This is a genomic window from Streptomyces sp. NPDC001401, assembly GCF_042895385.1.
Taxonomy (GTDB): domain Bacteria; phylum Actinomycetota; class Actinomycetes; order Streptomycetales; family Streptomycetaceae; genus Streptomyces.
The window spans coordinates 909,524-927,334 of the sequence record NZ_JBIAWI010000001.1; the positions used below are offsets into that span (position 1 = coordinate 909,524).

General features: G+C 70.4%; 13 protein-coding genes and 1 tRNA gene. 5 read left to right on the plus strand and 9 right to left on the minus strand.

The window, feature by feature from the left end; translation table 11 throughout:
- Position 1: 1 nt before the first annotated feature.
- Positions 2-74: transfer RNA gene (locus tag ACFY10_RS04250), tRNA-Asn, on the minus strand.
- Between the two features lie 135 nt (positions 75-209).
- Here ACFY10_RS04250 and ACFY10_RS04255 point away from each other — a divergent pair.
- The 4 genes from ACFY10_RS04255 to ACFY10_RS04270 all read left to right on the plus strand — a co-directional run bounded on the left by ACFY10_RS04255 (position 210) and on the right by ACFY10_RS04270 (position 5,850).
- Positions 210-515 (plus strand): YtxH domain-containing protein, encoded by a 306-nt coding sequence (locus ACFY10_RS04255; RefSeq protein WP_390663499.1) that lies wholly within the window; start codon positions 210-212, stop codon positions 513-515.
- 89 nt (positions 516-604) lie between these two features.
- A complete protein-coding gene (locus tag ACFY10_RS04260; protein WP_390663500.1) occupies positions 605-2,047 on the plus strand; it encodes an FGGY family carbohydrate kinase in 1,443 nt (480 codons plus the stop codon).
- A gap of 114 nt (positions 2,048-2,161) precedes the next feature.
- Positions 2,162-3,895 carry an ABC transporter ATP-binding protein gene (locus tag ACFY10_RS04265; RefSeq protein ID WP_390663501.1) on the plus strand — a complete coding sequence of 578 codons (1,734 nt, stop codon included), beginning with the start codon at positions 2,162-2,164 and terminating at the stop codon, positions 3,893-3,895.
- Positions 3,895-5,850: an ABC transporter ATP-binding protein gene (locus ACFY10_RS04270; protein WP_390663502.1), complete on the plus strand. Its 1,956-nt coding sequence runs from the start codon at positions 3,895-3,897 to the stop codon at positions 5,848-5,850. Before ACFY10_RS04265 ends, ACFY10_RS04270 begins: the two co-directional genes overlap by 1 nt.
- A gap of 233 nt (positions 5,851-6,083) precedes the next feature.
- On the opposite strand, the gene ACFY10_RS04275 is transcribed toward ACFY10_RS04270, so the two are convergent.
- The 5 genes from ACFY10_RS04275 to ACFY10_RS04295 form a co-directional block, all read right to left on the minus strand.
- The gene (locus tag ACFY10_RS04275; RefSeq protein WP_390663503.1) at positions 6,084-7,385 is read right to left on the minus strand and encodes an RNA polymerase sigma factor; all 1,302 of its coding nucleotides are present in this window, start codon (positions 7,383-7,385) and stop codon (positions 6,084-6,086) included.
- A 258-nt stretch (positions 7,386-7,643) separates the two neighbouring features.
- Positions 7,644-9,542 carry a DNA primase gene (dnaG, locus tag ACFY10_RS04280; RefSeq protein WP_390663504.1) on the minus strand — a complete coding sequence of 633 codons (1,899 nt, stop codon included), beginning with the start codon at positions 9,540-9,542 and terminating at the stop codon, positions 7,644-7,646.
- A gap of 47 nt (positions 9,543-9,589) precedes the next feature.
- Entirely contained in the window at positions 9,590-10,855 is a 1,266-nt protein-coding gene (locus ACFY10_RS04285) for an NAD(P)/FAD-dependent oxidoreductase (RefSeq protein WP_390663505.1), read from the minus strand.
- Positions 10,856-11,023: 168 nt separating this feature from the next.
- Entirely contained in the window at positions 11,024-12,277 is a 1,254-nt protein-coding gene (locus tag ACFY10_RS04290; RefSeq protein ID WP_390663506.1) for a deoxyguanosinetriphosphate triphosphohydrolase, read from the minus strand.
- A gap of 70 nt (positions 12,278-12,347) precedes the next feature.
- Complete coding sequence (locus ACFY10_RS04295; protein ID WP_390663507.1) at positions 12,348-13,250, minus strand: sirohydrochlorin chelatase; 903 nt, start codon at positions 13,248-13,250, stop codon at positions 12,348-12,350.
- A 230-nt stretch (positions 13,251-13,480) separates the two neighbouring features.
- Here ACFY10_RS04295 and ACFY10_RS04300 point away from each other — a divergent pair, with 230 nt between their 5' ends.
- On the plus strand, positions 13,481-14,170 hold the full coding sequence (locus tag ACFY10_RS04300) for a vancomycin high temperature exclusion protein (protein WP_390663508.1): 690 nt from the start codon (positions 13,481-13,483) through the stop codon (positions 14,168-14,170).
- On the opposite strand, the gene ACFY10_RS04305 is transcribed toward ACFY10_RS04300, so the two are convergent.
- Genes ACFY10_RS04305 through ACFY10_RS04315 form a run of 3 tightly spaced genes read right to left on the minus strand, consistent with a single transcriptional unit; the run spans position 14,157 to position 17,713 of the window.
- A complete protein-coding gene (locus ACFY10_RS04305; RefSeq protein WP_390663509.1) occupies positions 14,157-14,924 on the minus strand; it encodes an enoyl-CoA hydratase-related protein in 768 nt (255 codons plus the stop codon). The genes ACFY10_RS04300 and ACFY10_RS04305 overlap by 14 nt on opposite strands.
- Before the next feature lie 21 nt (positions 14,925-14,945).
- Positions 14,946-16,193 carry a hypothetical protein gene (locus ACFY10_RS04310; RefSeq protein WP_390663510.1) on the minus strand — a complete coding sequence of 416 codons (1,248 nt, stop codon included), beginning with the start codon at positions 16,191-16,193 and terminating at the stop codon, positions 14,946-14,948.
- On the minus strand, positions 16,190-17,713 hold the full coding sequence (locus tag ACFY10_RS04315; protein ID WP_390663511.1) for an amino acid adenylation domain-containing protein: 1,524 nt from the start codon (positions 17,711-17,713) through the stop codon (positions 16,190-16,192). Before ACFY10_RS04315 ends, ACFY10_RS04310 begins: the two co-directional genes overlap by 4 nt.
- Positions 17,714-17,811: the final 98 nt, after the last annotated feature.

Sequence of the window (17,811 nt, forward strand, 5' to 3'; positions counted from 1 at the left end):
GCTCCCCCGACTGGACTCGAACCAGTAACCTGCCGGTTAACAGCCGGCTGCTCTGCCAATTGAGCTACGGAGGAATGCCTCGTTGCATCGAACGTACCTCCCTGGGTATTCGCCAGGGGGCGGGCGCTCGCTGCGACACATACATTAGCGCAAGCAGGGGGGTGCTCCGCCAATCGGTACTCCCCCACGGACGGAAGGGTGGCTCCGCCATGCGCTACAAGCTCACGTTCGTCGTCGGACTGGCTCTGGGTTACGTCCTGGGCACGCGTGCCGGTCGCGAGCGCTACGAGCAGCTGAAGAAGTCCGCACGTCAGGTCGCGCAGAACCCGGCGGTCCGCAACACCGCGGAGTCCGCCGCGCAGCAGGGCCGCGAGTTCGCCGGCAAGGCGTACCACGCGGTGAGCGACAAGGTCGGCGACCATGTCCCCGACTCGGTGGCCCAACGGGTCCGCTCCCTGCGGGAGCGCAACACGAACGGCGCAGCAGAGGACGACTGGGGCACCAGCAACACCTAGCAGCAGGGACGGCCAACCACGACGCACCGGCACCCGCACCCGGCGAAGCGCACACACCTCTACGGCGCATGGCCCATAGAATTTTCGCCATGGGGATAGTCGCCGGGTTGGACAGTGCACCCGATTTCACTCGCATCGTCGTCTGCGACACGGACACGGGCGCCGTGCTCAGGCAGGGGTACGCCCCGCATCCGGTGGACGGCGATCGGCCCGCCGACGTCGACCCGCAGGCCTGGCTGCTCTCCCTCGGTGAAGCGGCCGGCGGCGGACTCCTCGAGGGCGTGCAGGCCATCGGCGTGTCGGCGCAGCAGAACGCGGTCGTGCCGCTGGACGCGCAGGGCGGCACTGTGCGCCCGGCGATGGTCGGCGGTGACAAGCGTGCGCAGGTCGCGGCGGCCGATCTGATCGACGCGCTCGGCGGGCGGGAGGCCTGGGCGCAGGCCGTGGGGTGTGTGCCGCAGGCCGCGCAGCCGGTGACCAAGCTGCGCTGGCTCGCCAAGAACGAACCCGATGCCGCCCTGCGCACCGCGATCCTGATGCAGGCACACGACTGGCTGGTGTGGCAGCTGCTGGGGAGACCGGTCAGGAGGACCACCGACCGGGGCGGCGCCTCCGGCACCGGGTACTGGTCGGCGGCGACCGGCAACTACCGTTCCGATCTCGTCGAGCTGGCGCTCGGCCACCAGGCGATGCTGCCCGAGGTGATCGGTCCTGCGGACGCTGCCGGTACGACCCCCGAGGGGCTGCTGATCTCCGCCGGGACCGGGGAGACCATGTCCGCCGCCTTCGGGCTGGGCATCGGACTCGGTGATGCGGTGGTCTCGCTCGGCGCCTCCGGGTCGGTCATGGCCGTACACCCCGAGGCTCTTGTCGACAGCACCGGGATGATCACGTCCCTCGCCGACGCGACGGGCATGCATCTGCCGGTCGTCACCACGCTGAATGCCGTACGGACCCTGCGCGGGACCGCCGAGCTGCTCGGGCTGCCCGATCTGGAGAGCCTGTCCGAGCTGGCTATGAAGTCGACTCCGGGCGCCCACGGACTCGTACTCCTGCCTTATCTGGAGGGTGAGCGGACGCCGAATCTGCCGCACACGGCGGGGTCGCTGGCCGGGCTGCGGCGGGAGTCGATGAAGGCGGAGCACCTGGCGCGGGCGGCGTTCGAGGGCATGCTGTGCGGGCTCGCGGACGCGCTGGACGTGCTGCGCGGCCGGGGAGTCGAGGTGCGGCGGATCTTCCTGCTGGGGGCGGCCGCCGAGCTGTCCGCCGTGCAGGCGGCGGCACCGATGCTCTTCGGCGCGCAGGTCGTCGTGCCGCAGCCCGCGGACTACGCGGCGATCGGTGCCGCCCGGCAGGCCGCCTGGGCACTCGGTGTCTCGCAGGGCACGCTCGACCCGCGCAACCCGCCGGTCTGGCAGGGCGCGACCGGGCAGGTGCTGGAGCCCGGCGACGAGCTTGCGGTGGGGCAGGCGGTGCGGCAGCAGTTCGTTTCCGTCCGGGAGCAGACACATCCGGGCGCGTTCCGCCCGTAAGGCCGTAAAGAACACTGCTGTCGGCTTAATCGGGGAGGTAACACGGGTGGAGTGTCCGACGATAGGAGCCTGGGGCATCAAGCCCGCCCCACCGCCGACTCCGAGAGACGTAGCGTGCTCATACGACTTCTGCGGACCTACCTCAGGCCCTACAAGAAACCCATAGCCCTGCTGGTGCTGCTGCAGTTCCTGCAGACCTGCGCCACCCTCTACCTGCCCACGCTGAACGCGCACATCATCGACAACGGCGTCGTCAAGGGTGACACCGGCTACATCCTCTCCTTCGGCGCCCTGATGATCGGCATCTCGCTGGTGCAGGTCGTGTGCAACATGGGTGCCGTGTACTACGGCGCCCGGACCGCGGCAGCGCTCGGCCGGGACGTCCGGGCTGCCGTGTTCGACCGGGTGCAGTCCTTCTCGGCGCGGGAGGTCGGGCAGTTCGGGGCGCCCTCGCTGATCACCCGTACGACCAACGACGTACAGCAGGTCCAGATGCTGGCCCTGATGACGTTCACGCTGATGGTGTCGGCGCCGATCATGTGCGTGGGCGGCATCGTGCTGGCGCTCGGCCTGGACGTGCCCCTGTCCGGGGTGCTGGTCGCCGTGGTGCCGACACTGGGCATCTGCGTGACGCTGATCGTACGGCGGCTGCGACCGCTGTTCCGGGCCATGCAGGTACGGCTGGACACGGTGAACCGGGTGCTGCGGGAGCAGATCACCGGCAACCGTGTGATTCGGGCCTTCGTGCGGGACGAGTACGAGAAGGACCGTTTCCGCAAGGCCAACGCCGACCTCACCGAGATGCAGCTGAAGACCGGCAACCTGCTCGCCCTGATGTTCCCGGTGGTCATGACCACGGTGAACCTGTCGTCGATCGCGGTGGTGTGGTTCGGCGCGCACCGCATCGACAGCGGTGGCATGGCGATCGGTGACCTGACCGCGTTTCTCGCCTATCTGATGCAGATCGTCATGTCCGTGATGATGGCCACCTTCATGTTCATGATGGTGCCGCGCGCGGAGGTGTGTGCCGAGCGGATCGAGGAGGTCCTCGGGACGTCGTCGAGTGTCGTTCCGCCGGTGGCGCCGGTCACGGAACTGCGGCGGCACGGGCATCTGGAGATCCGGGGTGCCGGGTTCCGCTATCCGGGCGCCGAGGAGCCCGTGCTCAAGGGCATCGACGTGGTGGCACGGCCGGGCGAGGTGACCGCCGTCATCGGCTCGACCGGCAGCGGCAAGTCCACGCTGCTCGGGCTGGTCCCCCGCCTCTTCGACGCAACGGACGGCGAGGTCCTCGTCGACGGGACGGACGTGTCGACCCTCGAACCGAAGCTGCTGGCGAAGACGGTCGGGCTGGTGCCGCAGAAGCCGTACCTGTTCGCGGGGACGGTGGCGACCAATCTGCGCTACGGCAATCCGGACGCCACGGACGAGGAGTTGTGGCACGCGCTGGAGGTGGCGCAGGCCAAGGGCTTCGTCGAGCAGCTGGAGAACGGCCTCGACTCCCCCATCGCGCAGGGCGGTACGAACGTCTCGGGTGGTCAGCGGCAGCGGCTCGCGATCGCCCGGACGCTGGTGCAGCGCCCGGAGATCTACCTCTTCGACGACTCCTTCTCCGCCCTCGACTACGCGACCGACGCGGCGCTGCGTGCGGCGCTGGCCGAGGAGACCGCCGAGGCGACCGTCGTGATCGTCGCCCAGCGGGTGGCGACCATCCGGGACGCGGACCGGATCGTCGTACTCGACGAAGGGCGGGTCGTCGGGACCGGCCGCCATCACGAGCTGATGGCGGACAACGAGACCTATCGGGAGATCGTGCTCTCCCAGCTGACGGAAGCGGAGGCTGCCTGATGGCCGGGCCTATGGGGCGGATGATGGCCGGGGGCGGCCCCGACCAGCGCTCGATGGACTTCAAGGTGTCGGGCAAACGCCTGATCGCCCAGTTCAAGCCGGAACGTCTCACCATCTGCCTGCTGCTGTTCTGCGTGGTCGTCAGCGTCGGTCTGAACGTGGTCGGGCCGAAGATCCTCGGCAAGGCCACCGACCTGGTCTTCGCCGGCATCATCGGGCGGCAGATGCCGGCCGGGGCGACCAAGGAGCAGGTCCTCGACTCCATGCGGGCGCGGGGGCGCGGCCAGATCGCCGACATGCTCCGCAGCACCGACTTCACGCCGGGCAAGGGCATCGACTTCGGCGCGGTGGGGAACGTACTGCTGCTCGCGCTGTGTACGTTCCTCGTCGCCGGTCTGCTGATGGCGGTGGCGACCCGCATGGTCAACCGCGCCGTCAACCGGACCATGTACCGGCTGCGCGAGGACGTGCAGGCGAAGCTGTCGCGGCTGCCGCTGTCGTACTTCGACAAGCGGCAGCGCGGTGAGGTGCTGTCCCGGGCGACCAACGACATCGACAACATCGGGCAGACGCTCCAGCAGTCGATGGGCCAGCTCATCAACTCGGTGCTGACGATCATCGGTGTGCTGGCGATGATGTTCTGGGTGTCGTGGCTGCTCGCGCTCGTGGCGCTGGTCACCGTGCCGCTGTCGTTCGTGGTCGCCACGCGCGTCGGCAAGCGGTCGCAGCCGCACTTCGTGCAGCAGTGGCGCTCCACCGGCAAGCTGAACGCCCACATCGAGGAGATGTACACCGGTCACACGCTGGTGAAGGTGTTCGGGCGGCAGGAGGAGTCGGCGAAGCAGTTCGCCGAGCAGAACGACGCGCTGTACGAGGCCGGGTTCAAGGCGCAGTTCAACAGCGGGGTCATGCAGCCGCTGATGATGTTCGTGTCGAACCTCAACTATGTGCTGGTGGCTGTGGTCGGCGGTCTGCGGGTCGCGTCCGGCGCGCTGTCGATCGGTGACGTGCAGGCCTTCATCCAGTACTCGCGGCAGTTCTCGATGCCACTGACGCAGGTGGCGTCGATGGCGAACCTGGTGCAGTCGGGCGTCGCCTCGGCCGAGCGGATCTTCGAACTCCTGGACGCGGAGGAGCAGGAGGCGGATCCGGTGCCGAGCGAGAAGCCCGACGGGCTGTCGGGGCGCGTGGAGCTGGAGAAGGTGCGCGGGCGGGTGGAGCTGGAGAGCATCTCCTTCCGCTACGACCCCGAGAAGCCGCTGATCGAGAACCTGTCCCTGAAGGCCGAACCGGGGCACACGGTCGCAATCGTCGGACCGACGGGGGCGGGGAAGACCACGCTGGTCAACCTGCTCATGCGGTTCTACGAGGTCTCCGGCGGGCGGATCACCCTCGACGGCGTCGACATCGCGACCATGTCCCGGGACGAACTCCGGTCCGGGATCGGCATGGTGCTGCAGGACACCTGGCTGTTCGGCGGCACGATCGCGGAGAACATCGCGTACGGGGCGTCTCGCGACGTCACCCGGGGCGAGATCGAGGAGGCGGCGCGGGCCGCGCACGCCGACCGGTTCGTGCGGACGCTGCCCGACGGGTACGACACCGTGATCGACGACGAGGGTACGGGCGTCAGCGCCGGTGAGAAGCAGCTCATCACCATCGCGCGGGCGTTCCTGTCGGACCCGACGATCCTGGTGCTGGACGAGGCGACGTCGTCGGTCGACACCCGGACCGAGGTGCTGATCCAGAAGGCGATGGCGAAGCTGGCGCACGGGCGTACGTCGTTCGTGATCGCGCATCGGCTGTCGACCATCCGGGATGCGGACACGATCTTGGTGATGGAGAACGGGTCGATCGTCGAGCAGGGGGCGCATGCGGAGCTGCTTGCCGCCGACGGGGCTTATGCGCGGTTGTACAAGGCGCAGTTCGCGCAGGCTGTGGCTGAGGTGGACTGAGCACGTTGCCCGGCGCCGGGGCTGGGGACGGGTGGGTGCGCTTGCCCGCGCTTGCGGGGTGCCGCTGCGCCCACCCGTGCCGCCCCAGCGGCACGACTGCCCGCAGCTACGGCAGATGTGCGGCGCCGACTGCCCGCAGCTACGCGGGCTGCAGCGGCACCCTGCGTTCAGGCCCGCGTCCTGAAGGGGCGCGGGGAACTGCGCGACAAGCCCCCACCGACCCGCAGACGGCGTCAGTCCAGGTAACCCCTCAGCTGATCCGCAAACGCATGGTCCCTCAGCTTGTTCAGGGTCTTCGACTCGATCTGCCTTATGCGTTCCCTTGTGACGCCGAAGATGCGGCCTATCTCCTCCAGCGTGCGCGGGCGGCCGTCCACCAGGCCGTACCGGAGCTGTACGACCTTCCGCTCGCGCTCGCCGAGCGTCGAAAGCACCGCCTCGAGGTGTTCGCGCAGGAGGAGGAAGGCTGCCGACTCCACGGGGGACGTCGCGTCGCCGTCCTCGATCAGGTCGCCGAGGGCCACGTCGTCCTCCTCGCCCACCGGGGCGTGCAGGGAGACCGGTTCCTGGGCCAGGCGGAGAACCTCGCTGACCCGCTCGGGGGGCAGGTCGAGGTGGTCGGCGACTTCTTCCGGCGTGGGCTCGTAGCCGCGTTCCTGCAGCATGCGGCGCTGGACGCGGACGACCCGGTTGATCAGCTCGACGACGTGGACCGGGACTCGGATGGTCCGGGCCTGGTCGGCGAGGGCCCGGGACATGGCCTGGCGGATCCACCAGGTGGCGTACGTGGAGAACTTGTAGCCGCGCGCGTAGTCGAACTTCTCAACTGCCCTGATCAGGCCCAGGTTTCCCTCCTGGACCAGGTCGAGCATGGTCAGCCCGCGGCCGACGTACCGCTTGGCCACGGACACGACGAGCCGCAGATTCGCCTCGATGAGGCGCCGCTTGGCCATACGGCCCATGACGACGAGGCGGTCCAGGTCGAGGGCGAGCTGGCTGTCGAGGGAGGGTGCGGTGCTGAGCTTTTCCTCGGCGAACAGGCCGGCCTCCACGCGGCGGGCGAGGTCGACCTCCTCGGCCGCGGTCAGCAGAGGGATGCGGCCGATCTCCCGCAGATACTGGCGGAACAGGTCCGAGGACGGACCGCTGGTGTCTGCGGCACGGGCGCGCGGCGGCTCCACGGGCTCGGGGGCCTCCGCGGCCTCCAGCACCTCTGCGGGCGGCTCCGCCGGCTCGGGCGGGCCCTCGGAGTCCGCCTCGGGGTGGTGCACGACACGGGTCTGCGGGGGGACCGCGACGAGAACGTCGGTCTCGGCGTCCGGCTCCGTGCCGTCCGTACTGGTGTCGGTCTGGGTGAGGGTCTGGGTCTGCACGGGGGCGACCTCCAGGATGATCGCTGCTGAGGTGTGCGGCAGCGCTGCTTCGGGAGCGGAGTCGACGGCCTCGCCGCTGTCCGTCCCGTACGCGATGAGCGGAACCGCGGGGTTGTGCGACCCGTGTGGGACGGATCGGCCGCGCTCCGAGGACTCAGGCACCGGAACCCAGTGTGGAGTACGACACATCGCCGCCACGAGGGGCGTGCGGTGACTTTTTGCAATCGGGCCGTGACCGGGTGGTTACCCTGGCGGAAACCCCGATGCCTGTGTCCGCCCTGATCTGGCACGATCCCCGCGGAGCGGCAGCGCGGGTGGGCGGCCGCCGCCGGTTCCGTTCCGCTTTTCGAGTGCCCACTCCTACGTCGCCGAATCGGCCCGGGCGCACGGCGTACCGGCGCGGCTGGGGGCGGACGGCTCCTAGAGAGCGGCGGCCCCGTGCACCTTCAGTGCCTGGTCGTACTGCTGGAGGACCCAGAGTTCGTTCTTGGCCGCGGCCAACTGAGCTGGATCGCCGCCGGCTTCCAAGCGCCTGACGGTGACCTGGACCTCCTGGATACGGCGCTCCACGGCGCGGCGGCGGACCGTGACGAGCTGCTCGCCCGCGTAGTTCTCGTCGACCGTGCGGCGCATGATCGCCTCGACGGCCAGTTCCGTGACCATCGCGCGGACCGTGTCGTCCGGGGCGGCCTCGCGGACGCGGACGAGGTAGTCCTGCGCGTCCTGGACGCCGTACTCCGCGCCGCCCGCCTCCATGATCGCCTGGCGTACGGCGGCGTAGGGCACGGCGGTGAACTCGTCGATGCCGTATGCGTCGAAGGCCGGGGAGACCAACTCGGGGCGCTGGAGGGCGAGTTTGAGAAGTTCGCGCTCGGTGGCGTAGACGGGGTTGCGGAGGTTGAGGGCCGGGCCGGAGGCCATGGGGCGCGGGGCGGCGTCGTACGACTGCGGGCCGCGGGCCGGGGCCGGGCCCTTGCCGCCGCGGTCGCGGGCCCAACGGGCCAGCTGGGCCACCCGCTTGACCACGAACTGTGTGTCGAGGATGCCGAGCATGCCGGCGAGCTGGACGGCGACCTCGTGCTGGGCGCCGCTGTTCTTGATGCGGGCGACGATGGGGGCCGCCTCGTCCAGGGCGGAGGCCCGGCCCGCCGGGGTGTCCAGGTCGTAGCGGACGACGATCTGGCGGAGGGCGAACTCGAAGAGCGGCGTGCGGGGTTCGACCAGGTCCGACACCGCCTCGTCGCCCTTCGCCAGGCGGAGTTCGCAAGGGTCCATGCCGTCGGGGGCGATCGCGATGTAGGTCTCGGCGGCGAATTTCTGGTCGTCCTCGAAGGCACGCAGGGCCGCCTTCTGTCCGGCCGCGTCGCCGTCGAAGGTGAAGATCACGCGGGCCGAGCCGTTGTCCATCAGCAGGCGGCGGAGGATCTTGATGTGGTCGCCGCCGAAGGCCGTGCCGCAGGTCGCGATCGCGGTCGTGACGCCGGCCAGGTGGCAGGCCATCACGTCGGTGTAGCCCTCGACCACCACCGCGCGGCTGGCCTTGGCGATGTCCTTCTTCGCCAGGTCGATGCCGTAGAGGACCTGGGACTTCTTGTAGATCGCCGTGTCGGGGGTGTTGAGGTACTTGGGGCCGTTGTCCGCCTCGTACAGCTTGCGGGCGCCGAAGCCGACGACCTCGCCGCCGATGTCGCGGATCGGCCACATCAGGCGGCCGCGGAAGCGGTCGATGGGGCCGCGGCGGCCCTCCTGGGAGAGGCCGGAGAGGAGGAGCTCCTTGTCGGTGAAGCCCTTGCCGCGGAGGAAGCGGGTGAGGTGGTCCCAGCCCTGGGGGCTGTAGCCGACGGAGAAGTGCTCGGCGGCGGACTGGTCGAAGCCGCGCTCGGCGAGGAACTTACGGCCGGTGTCCGCCTCCGGGCTGGTGGCGAGCTGCTCGACGTACCACTGAGCGGCGGTCTTGTGGGCCTCGACCAGACGGATCCGCTCGCCGCGCTGGTGGGCGGGGTTGTAGCCGCCCTCCTCGTAGCGGAGGGTGATGCCGGCCTGACCGGCGAGGCGCTCGACCGCCTCGGAGAAGGTGAGGTGGTCGACCTTCATCACGAACGTGATGGTGTCGCCGCCCTCCTGGCAGCCGAAGCAGTGGAAGAGTCCCTTGCTCGGGCTGACCTGGAAGGACGGCGACTTCTCGTCGTGGAAGGGGCAGAGGCCCTTGAGGTTGCCGCCGCCCGCGTTGCGCAGCTGGAGGTACTCGGACACCACGGCGTCGATCGGGACCGCGTCCCGTACCGCCTTCACGTCCTCGTCGTTGATCCGTCCTGCCACGCGTGAATTCTACGGGGGTGGTGTGACAGTGGATCGCCCTCGTCAGGTCACGAGGCCAGACCGTCCAGCGGAACATGTGGGTCCGCAAGCGCCTCCGTGTCCACCTGAGCCCTGGAACGAATCAGCTGCTGGATCGGCTCTGTGACGTCCCACACGTTCACGTTCATCCCGGCCAGCACCCGGCCCTGCCCCACCCAGAACGCGATGAACTCACGCTTTCCGGCGTCCCCTCGGATCACCACTTCGTCGTACGTTCCCGGAGGCGCCCAGCCGCTGTACTCCATCCCCAAGTCGTACTGGTCGGAGAAGAAGTAGGGCACGCGGTCGTAGGTGACATCCCGGCCCAGCATGGCTCGGGCCGCCGCGGGGCCGCCGTTGAGCGCGTTGGCCCAGTGCTCGACGCGGAGGTGGGTGCCGAAGAGGGCGTGCGGGAAGGACGCCACGTCGCCGGCCGCGTAGATGTCGGGGTCGGAGGTGCGCAGGTGCTCGTCGACGACGACGCCGGCGCCGTGTGCGCGGTCGGCGATCTCCAGGCCGGCCGCCTCCGCGAGGCCGATGCGGGGGGCCGCGCCAATCGCCGCGAGGACGTCGTGCGCGGGGTGCTCCTCGCCGTCGTCGGTGCGGGCCGCCAGGACCATGCCGTCCTGGCCGACGATCTCCGTCAGCCTCGCGCCGAAGTGGAAGCGGACGCCGTGCTCCCGGTGCAGATCCGCGAAGACGCCGCCGAGTTCGGGGCCGAGGACCGCGTGCAGCGGGGTCGCCAGGGGTTCGACGACGGTGACCTCGGCGCCGTACTCGCGGGCCGCCGCCGCGACCTCCAGGCCGATCCAGCCGGCCCCCGCGATCACGATGTGCCCGTTGTCCCGGCCGAGGGCGGCCAGCACGTGCTTGAGCCGTTCGGCGTGGGCGAGGCGGCGCAGGTGGTGGACGCCCGCCAGGTCGGTCCCCGGGATGTCCAGGCGGCGCGGCTCCGCGCCCGTCGCCAGCAGGAGCTTGTCGTAACGGACGAGCGTGCCGTCCTCGCCGAAGCGGACCGTCTTCGCCTTGCGGTCGATGGCGTCGACGGTCTGGCCGAGGTGCAGCTCGATGTCGTTCTGTGCGTACCAGGCCGGCTCGTGGACGAAGACGCTGTCGCGCTCCTCCTTGCCGAGCAGATAGCCCTTGGAGAGGGGAGGGCGCTCGTAGGGGTGGTCGCGTTCGTCGCAGATCAGTATCACGCGGCCGGTGAAGCCCTCCGCTCGGAGCGTCTCGGCCGCCTTCGCGCCGGCGAGGCCGCCTCCGACGATGACGAATGTCTGATCCGCGTCGACCACTTGATGCCTCCTACGGGGGGTCTGGGGGGTGTCTCCCCAGAAAACACAGGGGGTACCGCCATATGCGAGCGTCCCGCACGGAGCGTGATGGGGGAAGAGGGAGTGGCCCGATCAGGCCACGGAGGGTCACATTCGGGCTCGTTCGGCGTCACCCGCGTTCCGTAAGTCTCACAGATGCCCCGTCAGCCGCGCATGAAGCGAACGGGCCGAGGCGTCGGTGAGCGAGGCGATCTGGTCGACGATCACCCGCTTGCGGGCGCGGTCGTCGCCTGCCTGGTCGAACAGGGCACGGAACTGGGGGTCCAGGCCGTCCGGGGCGCGGACGGTGAGCGCCTCGGCCAGCTCGGCGACCACGATCCGCTGGTCGGCCCGCAGCCGCTCCTGTTCGGCGCGCTGCATGACGTACCGGTCCGCGACGGCCTTGAGGACCGCGCATTCCAGCCGCGTCTCGTGCGGTACGACGAGTTCGGCGTCGTAGCGGGTGAGGCGGCCGGTGCCGTACGCCGCGCGCGTGGCGGTCTCGGCGGCGAGGCAGAAGCGGCCGATGAGCTGGCTGGTGGCGTCCTTGAGGCGGGCCTGGGCGACCGCGGTGCCGTCGTAGCCGTGCGGCCACCACTCCTGGTCCTGGAGGCGGTCCAGGGCGGCGGCGAGTTCGGCCGGGTCGGTGTCCGCGGGGACGTAGCGTCCGACGGCGACCGCGAAGACCGCCTGGCGTTCCAAGTGCGCATGCAGGCAGTTGGGGTCGATGTGGCCCGCGTGCAGGCCGTCCTCGACGTCGTGCACCGAGTACGCCACGTCGTCGGACCAGTCCATGACCTGGGCCTCGAAGGTGGTGCGGGCGCCCGGGGCGTCCTTGCGGACCCAGTCGAAGACGGGGCGGTCGTCCTCGTAGACGCCGAACTTGGAGGAGGCCGGGTCGGTGGGGTGGGCGCCTCGGGGCCAGGGGTACTTGGTGGCGGCGTCCAGGGCGGCCCGGGTGAGGTTGAGGCCTACGGAGCCTTCCGGGGTGAAGCGTTTGGGCTCGATGCGGGTGAGCAGGCGCAGGGACTGGGCGTTGCCCTCGAAGCCGCCGCAGTCCTCGGCGAATTCGTTCAGGGCCTGTTCGCCGTTGTGGCCGAAGGGGGGGTGGCCCAGGTCGTGGGAGAGGCAGGCGGCTTCTACCAGGTCGGGGTCGCAGCCGAGGGCTGCGCCGAGCTCTCGGCCGACCTGGGCGCACTCCAGGGAGTGGGTGAGGCGGGTTCTGGGACTGGCGTCCCATGCTTGGCTGCGGGTGCCTGGGGTGACTACCTGGGTTTTGCCGGCGAGGCGGCGTAGAGCCGATGAGTGGAGTACGCGTGCGCGGTCACGCTGGAAGGCGGTGCGGCCGGGGCGTTTGTCGGGCTCAGGGGCCCAGCGTTCGGTTGACTGCGCGTCGTAGGACATGTCTCGACAGTAAGCGCAGGCAGTGACAATCGGTGGGCAGCGGGGCGCCTGCTCGTCTGCCGGCTTCTGTTCAGGCCGATGCCAGTTCCGGTGCCGTGCTGATCGGGGTCGCGAGTGTCTGGTCGTAGCGGTGGAGTACGAGCTCGGCCATTGCGGGGTGTGTGCCCAGCGGGGCCGACGCGATCCACGGGGCCGCCTCCGCGCACTCCGTCGCGAAGCGGCCAGGGGCTGTGAAGTACGAAGCCACCGCCACCCGGTGTCGGCCCCTCGCCGCCAGGGCGCGGAGGGCGTCCGGGACCGTCGGGGCGGCGGTGGTGGCGTAGGCGGGGACCACGGGGACGCCGAGGCGTTCCGCCAGGAGTTGGGCCGTGCGGTTGGTGTCGACCTTCGACTCCGGGTCGCGGGAGCCCGCGGCGGCGAGGACGACGGCGCTCCTGCGGCGGGTGGTGTCGTCCGTGCTCGTGCGCCAGCCGGCCTCGACCAGGCGGTCGTAGAGGGCCTCCACGAGCAGCGGGTGCGGGCCGAGGGCGCCGGCCACGCGCGCGCGTACCTGCGACTCGGCGGCCATCTCGGGGATGTCCCGCTTGATGTGGTAGCCGCGGCTGAGGAGGAGGGGCACGAGGACGGCCTGCCGGGTGCCGAGGCCGGCCAGTGTGTCGGGGAGCAGGGGGTCGTTCAGCTCGATGTGACCCAGGTGGACCGGCAGGCCGGGGCGCTGCTCGCGGATGCGGTCCAGGAGCGTGCGGACGGTGCTCAGTGCGCGCGGGTCGCGGCTGCCGTGCGCCACGACGACGAGCGCGGGCGGGCCGGGGCGCCGTCTGCCGTTGAGGGAGACGAGGCTGAGCTGGCTGGCGAGCTGGCTGCTGATCCGGTTCATGAGGTGCGCCGTACTGTCGAGGTGGGCCGCCTGGGGCGGCAGGACCGCACCGGGCTTGGTCGTGGACTCGTCGCGAAGAGGGTTCGACGGCGTCATGGACCGATGGTGGCGGCGGGACGTTGCCGCCCCGTTGCACGAGAATGACGGGTGTTTTCCGGCGGTTCACGGTGGGGGGTGTGGGGTCTGTGAGGTGGGGTGACCTGCGGTTTCGCCGTACGGAGTGAAGCTCGTCACGTAGTGTGCGACGAACCGGTCGGGCTGACAGGACGTCTCTGACTGTCGAAAAAGAGCGCCTGGAGACAGGGCCGAAGAGGGGGGACCGTCCGATGCGCCGACCCAAGCTGCCGCGCAGACCGCGCCTGCCACGCACGCGTGCCGGGTGGCGAAGGCTGGTGCAGGCCGTGATGGCCGGGTGCGTGGTGGCCCTGCTTCCGGTCACGTGGCTGTACCTCTCCACGGCCGACCGGCTGCGTACGACGGCCGACGCGCCCCGCACCGAGGTCGCCGTCGTCTTCGGCGCCGGCCTGTGGAACGGCGAGCCGTCCCCGTACCTCGCGAACCGCCTGAAGGCGGCGGCCGAGCTGTATCGCGAGGGCCGTATCAAGGTCGTCCTCGTCACCGGCGACAACAGCCGCAAGGACTACGACGAGCCCGACGCCATGCGCGCGTATCTGAAGAAGCACGGCGTCCCGGACGGGCGGATCGTCAGCGACTACGCGGGCTTCGACACCTGGGACTCCTGCGTCCGCGCCAAGAAGATCTTCGGCGTGGACAAGGCGGTGCTCATCAGCCAGGGCTTCCACATCCGGCGGGCGGTCGCCCTGTGCCGGGCGGCGGGCGTCGAGTCGTACGGCGTCGGGGTCGACGCCAAGCACGACGTGACCTGGTACTACGGCGGCACCCGTGAGATCTTCGCGGCCGGCAAGGCGGCCGTGGACGCCGTGTTCCACCCGGACCCCCGGTTCCTCGGGCCGAAGGAACCGGGGGTGTCGAAGGCTCTGGCTAGCGCCCGGTGAAGCGGGGGGCGCGCTTCTCCAGGAACGCGTTCATGCCTTCTTTCTGGTCGTGCGTCGCGAACAGGGCGTGGAACACGCGGCGTTCGTAGCGGATGCCGTCCCGCAGGCCGGTCTCCAGGGCGCGGTCGACGCACTCGCGGGCGGTACGGATCGCCGTACGGCCGTACGCGGCGACGGTGGCGGCGGCCTGCAGGGCCTCGGGCAGTACGCGCTCGTCGGGGACCACCCTGGACACCAGGCCCGACTGCTCCGCCTCCCGTGCGTCCATGGTGCGGCCGGTAAGGACCAGGTCCATCGCCTTGGCCCGGCCGACCAGGCGGGTCAGGCGCTGGGTGCCGCCGATGCCCGGGATCACGCCCAGTCTGATCTCCGGCTGCCCGAAGACCGCCGACTCCCCCGCGATCACCAGGTCGCACATCATCGCCAGCTCGCAACCACCGCCCAGGGCATGCCCGTTGACGGCTGCGATCTTCGGGGTACGCAGGTCGGCGAAGTCCTCCCAGGCGGCGAAGTAGTCCTCCGCGGCCATGTCCACGGCCGTCTTCGTCGCCATCTCCTTGATGTCGGCGCCCGCCGCGAAGACCTTTTCCGAGCCGGTGACGACGAAGCAGCCGACCTCGGAGTCCTCGTCCAACGGGCGCAGGGCGCCGAGGAGTTCGCTCAGCAACTCGCTGCTCAGCGCGTTGAGGACGTGCGGGCGGTGCAGACGGACGGTCACGACGCGGCCGTCACGCTCGATCTTGAGGTTGTTCATCTTCCCCTCCAGTGCGCAGAGTTACGAGTCCCAGATCGCGCCGTACGCCGGAATGCCGCGCCGCTCCAGGCCGTGCACCACCTGCCAGGTCAGCTTCTTGTTGGAGATGCAGATCACCGCCTCGGCCCCGAAGTCGCGGTACGCGGCATACGCGAGGCGCACCATGTCGGGCTTGCCGTGCCGGGAGGTGTCCCAGACGAGGGCGTGCGGCTGGACGGCGAGGATCTCGTCGACGAGGGCGTCGCCGTAGGTGGTGCGGGGGTCGCGGGTCGCCCAGACCAGGCGGGAGGGGACCTCGGCGGCCAGCAGATGGGGCAGGCAGGGGCCGATGCCGCTGCCCGTCGCCACGTATACGACCTTCGTGAACAGCGTCTCGATGTTGGCGACCCCGGCCGTCGTGATGCCCTTGACCCAGACGCGCTTCGGCAGGTCGTCGATGAAGGAGCCCGTCCAGTCGCCGGCCCGGGAGATGGTGAGCCGGAACCCTGGCTGGCCGGGGGTGGGGACGTTGGCGAAGGAGTGCCATTCCTTGAGCGGGCTGCGGCTGATGGCCGTGGAGGAGCCCGCGAAGGGGGTCTCGCCGTGGTCGAAGCGGGCCAGCACCACGTGCGGGGAGGGGCGTTCGAGGCGGACGTCGACCTTGCGCAGCCGCAGCCAGGGCAGCGCGACGCTGAAGGTGACGACCGCGAGGACGGTCACGGAGCCGGGACCGGCTCCGGACAGCAGGGTGTGCGCCCAGAACAGGACCAGGGCCGTCCAGCCGCCGAATCGGTGGATCTTCTCGAAGTGGTCGTGGTGGCGGGAGCGGAAGGACGGCAGGGCGGTGGCGACGATGACGGTCAGGAGGGCCATCAGGGTCCAACCCACCGCCGACGACTGCCCGTTGGGCTCCGTCGCCACCAGCGCCAGGAACCAGGCCGATCCCGCCAGCGCCCCGCCCACGTGCAGCCCGCCGAAGTGGTACACCTTGCCGAGCGTCCAGCGGATCTTCAGCGGCCAGGTCGTGGGGGCCCAAGTGGCCAGCCGGAAGAGGAAGTTGATGACGTACTGCTGGCGGACGACGACGGCGAGGGCGAGGTTGGCGAGGGAGGCGTGCGCGAGGGCTGCCGTCGACAGAGGCCAACTCGCCGCCGCGTACGCCGCGTTGAGTGCCAGGAGCAGCCCGGCCAGCCGGTTGTAGTGCATCAGCCGTGGGTGCTTGAGGAGCCGTCTGGGTGCGGAGGTGGGCTGCGGGAGTTCGACGGTCTGCTGTACCGGTGCCGTCGTCATCGGGCCACCGCCGTGCGCTCCTCGGCCAGCCGTAGCAGCGCCGTTTTGTCGATCTTGCCGCGGTCGGTCTCGGGGAGGAACGCGAGCGGCAGGATCTCCGACGGCACGCAGTAGTACGGCAGTGCGTCCGCCACCGCGCGGCGGGCCGCGTCCGGGTCGACATCGGCCGGGCAGACGAAGGAGACGAGGCTGCGGGCGTCCCGCTTCAGGGTCACCGCGCGCACGCAGCCGCGGACCGACTCCAGCACCGAGGAGACGGAGTCGAGTTCGACCCGGAAGCCGCGCACCTTGACCTGGTCGTCGGTGCGGCCGAGGTGTTCGAGCTCGCCGTCGGGGGTCCAGCGGCCGAGGTCCCGGGTGCGGAACATGCGGTGGCCGGGGCCGAGGAAGGGATCGGGGGCGTAACGCTCGGCATTCAGGCGGTCGTTGCCGAGGTAGCCGGCCGAGACGCAGTCGCCGCCCGCCCACATCTCGCCCACCGCGCCGATGGGGAGCGGGCGGCGGTCGGCGTCGAGGACGTACACGGTGTTGTTGGGGGTCGGGCGGCCGATGGTGAGGAGCGGGGCCGCCGGGTCGTGGCGGCTCATCGTGTTGACGATCGTCGTCTCCGTCGGGCCGCAGCAGTTGAAGAAGGCGGCTCGTTTCGCCCAGCGGTCGGCGAGCGGGCGCGGGCAGGGCTCACCGGCCACGGCGACCGTGCGGACGCGCGGGCAGGCCGCCGGGTCGATGCCGGACAGGACGGTCGGGGTGGCGATGAGGATGTCCGCCGTACGGGCGGCCGCCGCGATGTCCTGGCCGCGGATGACGAGGGTGCCGCCGTGCGCGAGGCAGCCGAGGATCTCCCAGGCCGCCATGTCGAAGGCGATGTTGAGGAGTTGGGGCACGCGGTCGCCGGGGCGGATGCCGAGGTCGCCGGGTTCGGTGAGGAGGATGTTGGCGACGTTGCGGTGGGTGACCTTGACGCCGTTGGGGCGGCCGGTGGTGCCGGAGGTGAACAGGACGTAGCAGCCGTCGTCGGGGTGGATCGCCGGTCGCAGGTTGGGCGTGTGCGGGAGGGGTTCGGTGTCGAGGGCGATCAGACGGTGTCCGGCGGGCAGCGGCACACGGGACGCGTGATCGGCGACGGTGAGGATCACCCGGGTGCGGGCGGTGCGGATGATGTGGGTGAGCTGGGGCGGGGGTGTGAGGGCAATGTCCTGGGGGACGTAGGCGGCGCCCGCCTTCAGGATGCCGAGCAGGCCGACCAGCATCGGGATCGAGCGGCGCACGAAGAGGCCGACGTGATCGCCGGGGTGCACGCCCTCGCGGATCAGACGGGCGGCGAGGGCGTCGGCGTAGCGGTTCAGTTCGCCGTAGGTGATCGTCGCGCCGTGGTGCTCGGCGGCGACGGCGTGCGGGGTGGCCTCGGCCCGCCGTTCGACGGCGTGGTGGATGAGCGGGTCGGGGACGTCGGCGGCGAGGCCGCGGCCGTACTGCCGGAAAAGTTGCTGGTCGCGGGGGGTTAAGTGACGCAAGGGCATGATCGGGGGACCCTCCTGGCTGTTTCGAGACGGTTTGCTGCCGGTCCGGGATGAGCGGCGGGCATGCCCGGTATGTCGAACGCCGTGCGGAGTGGTGC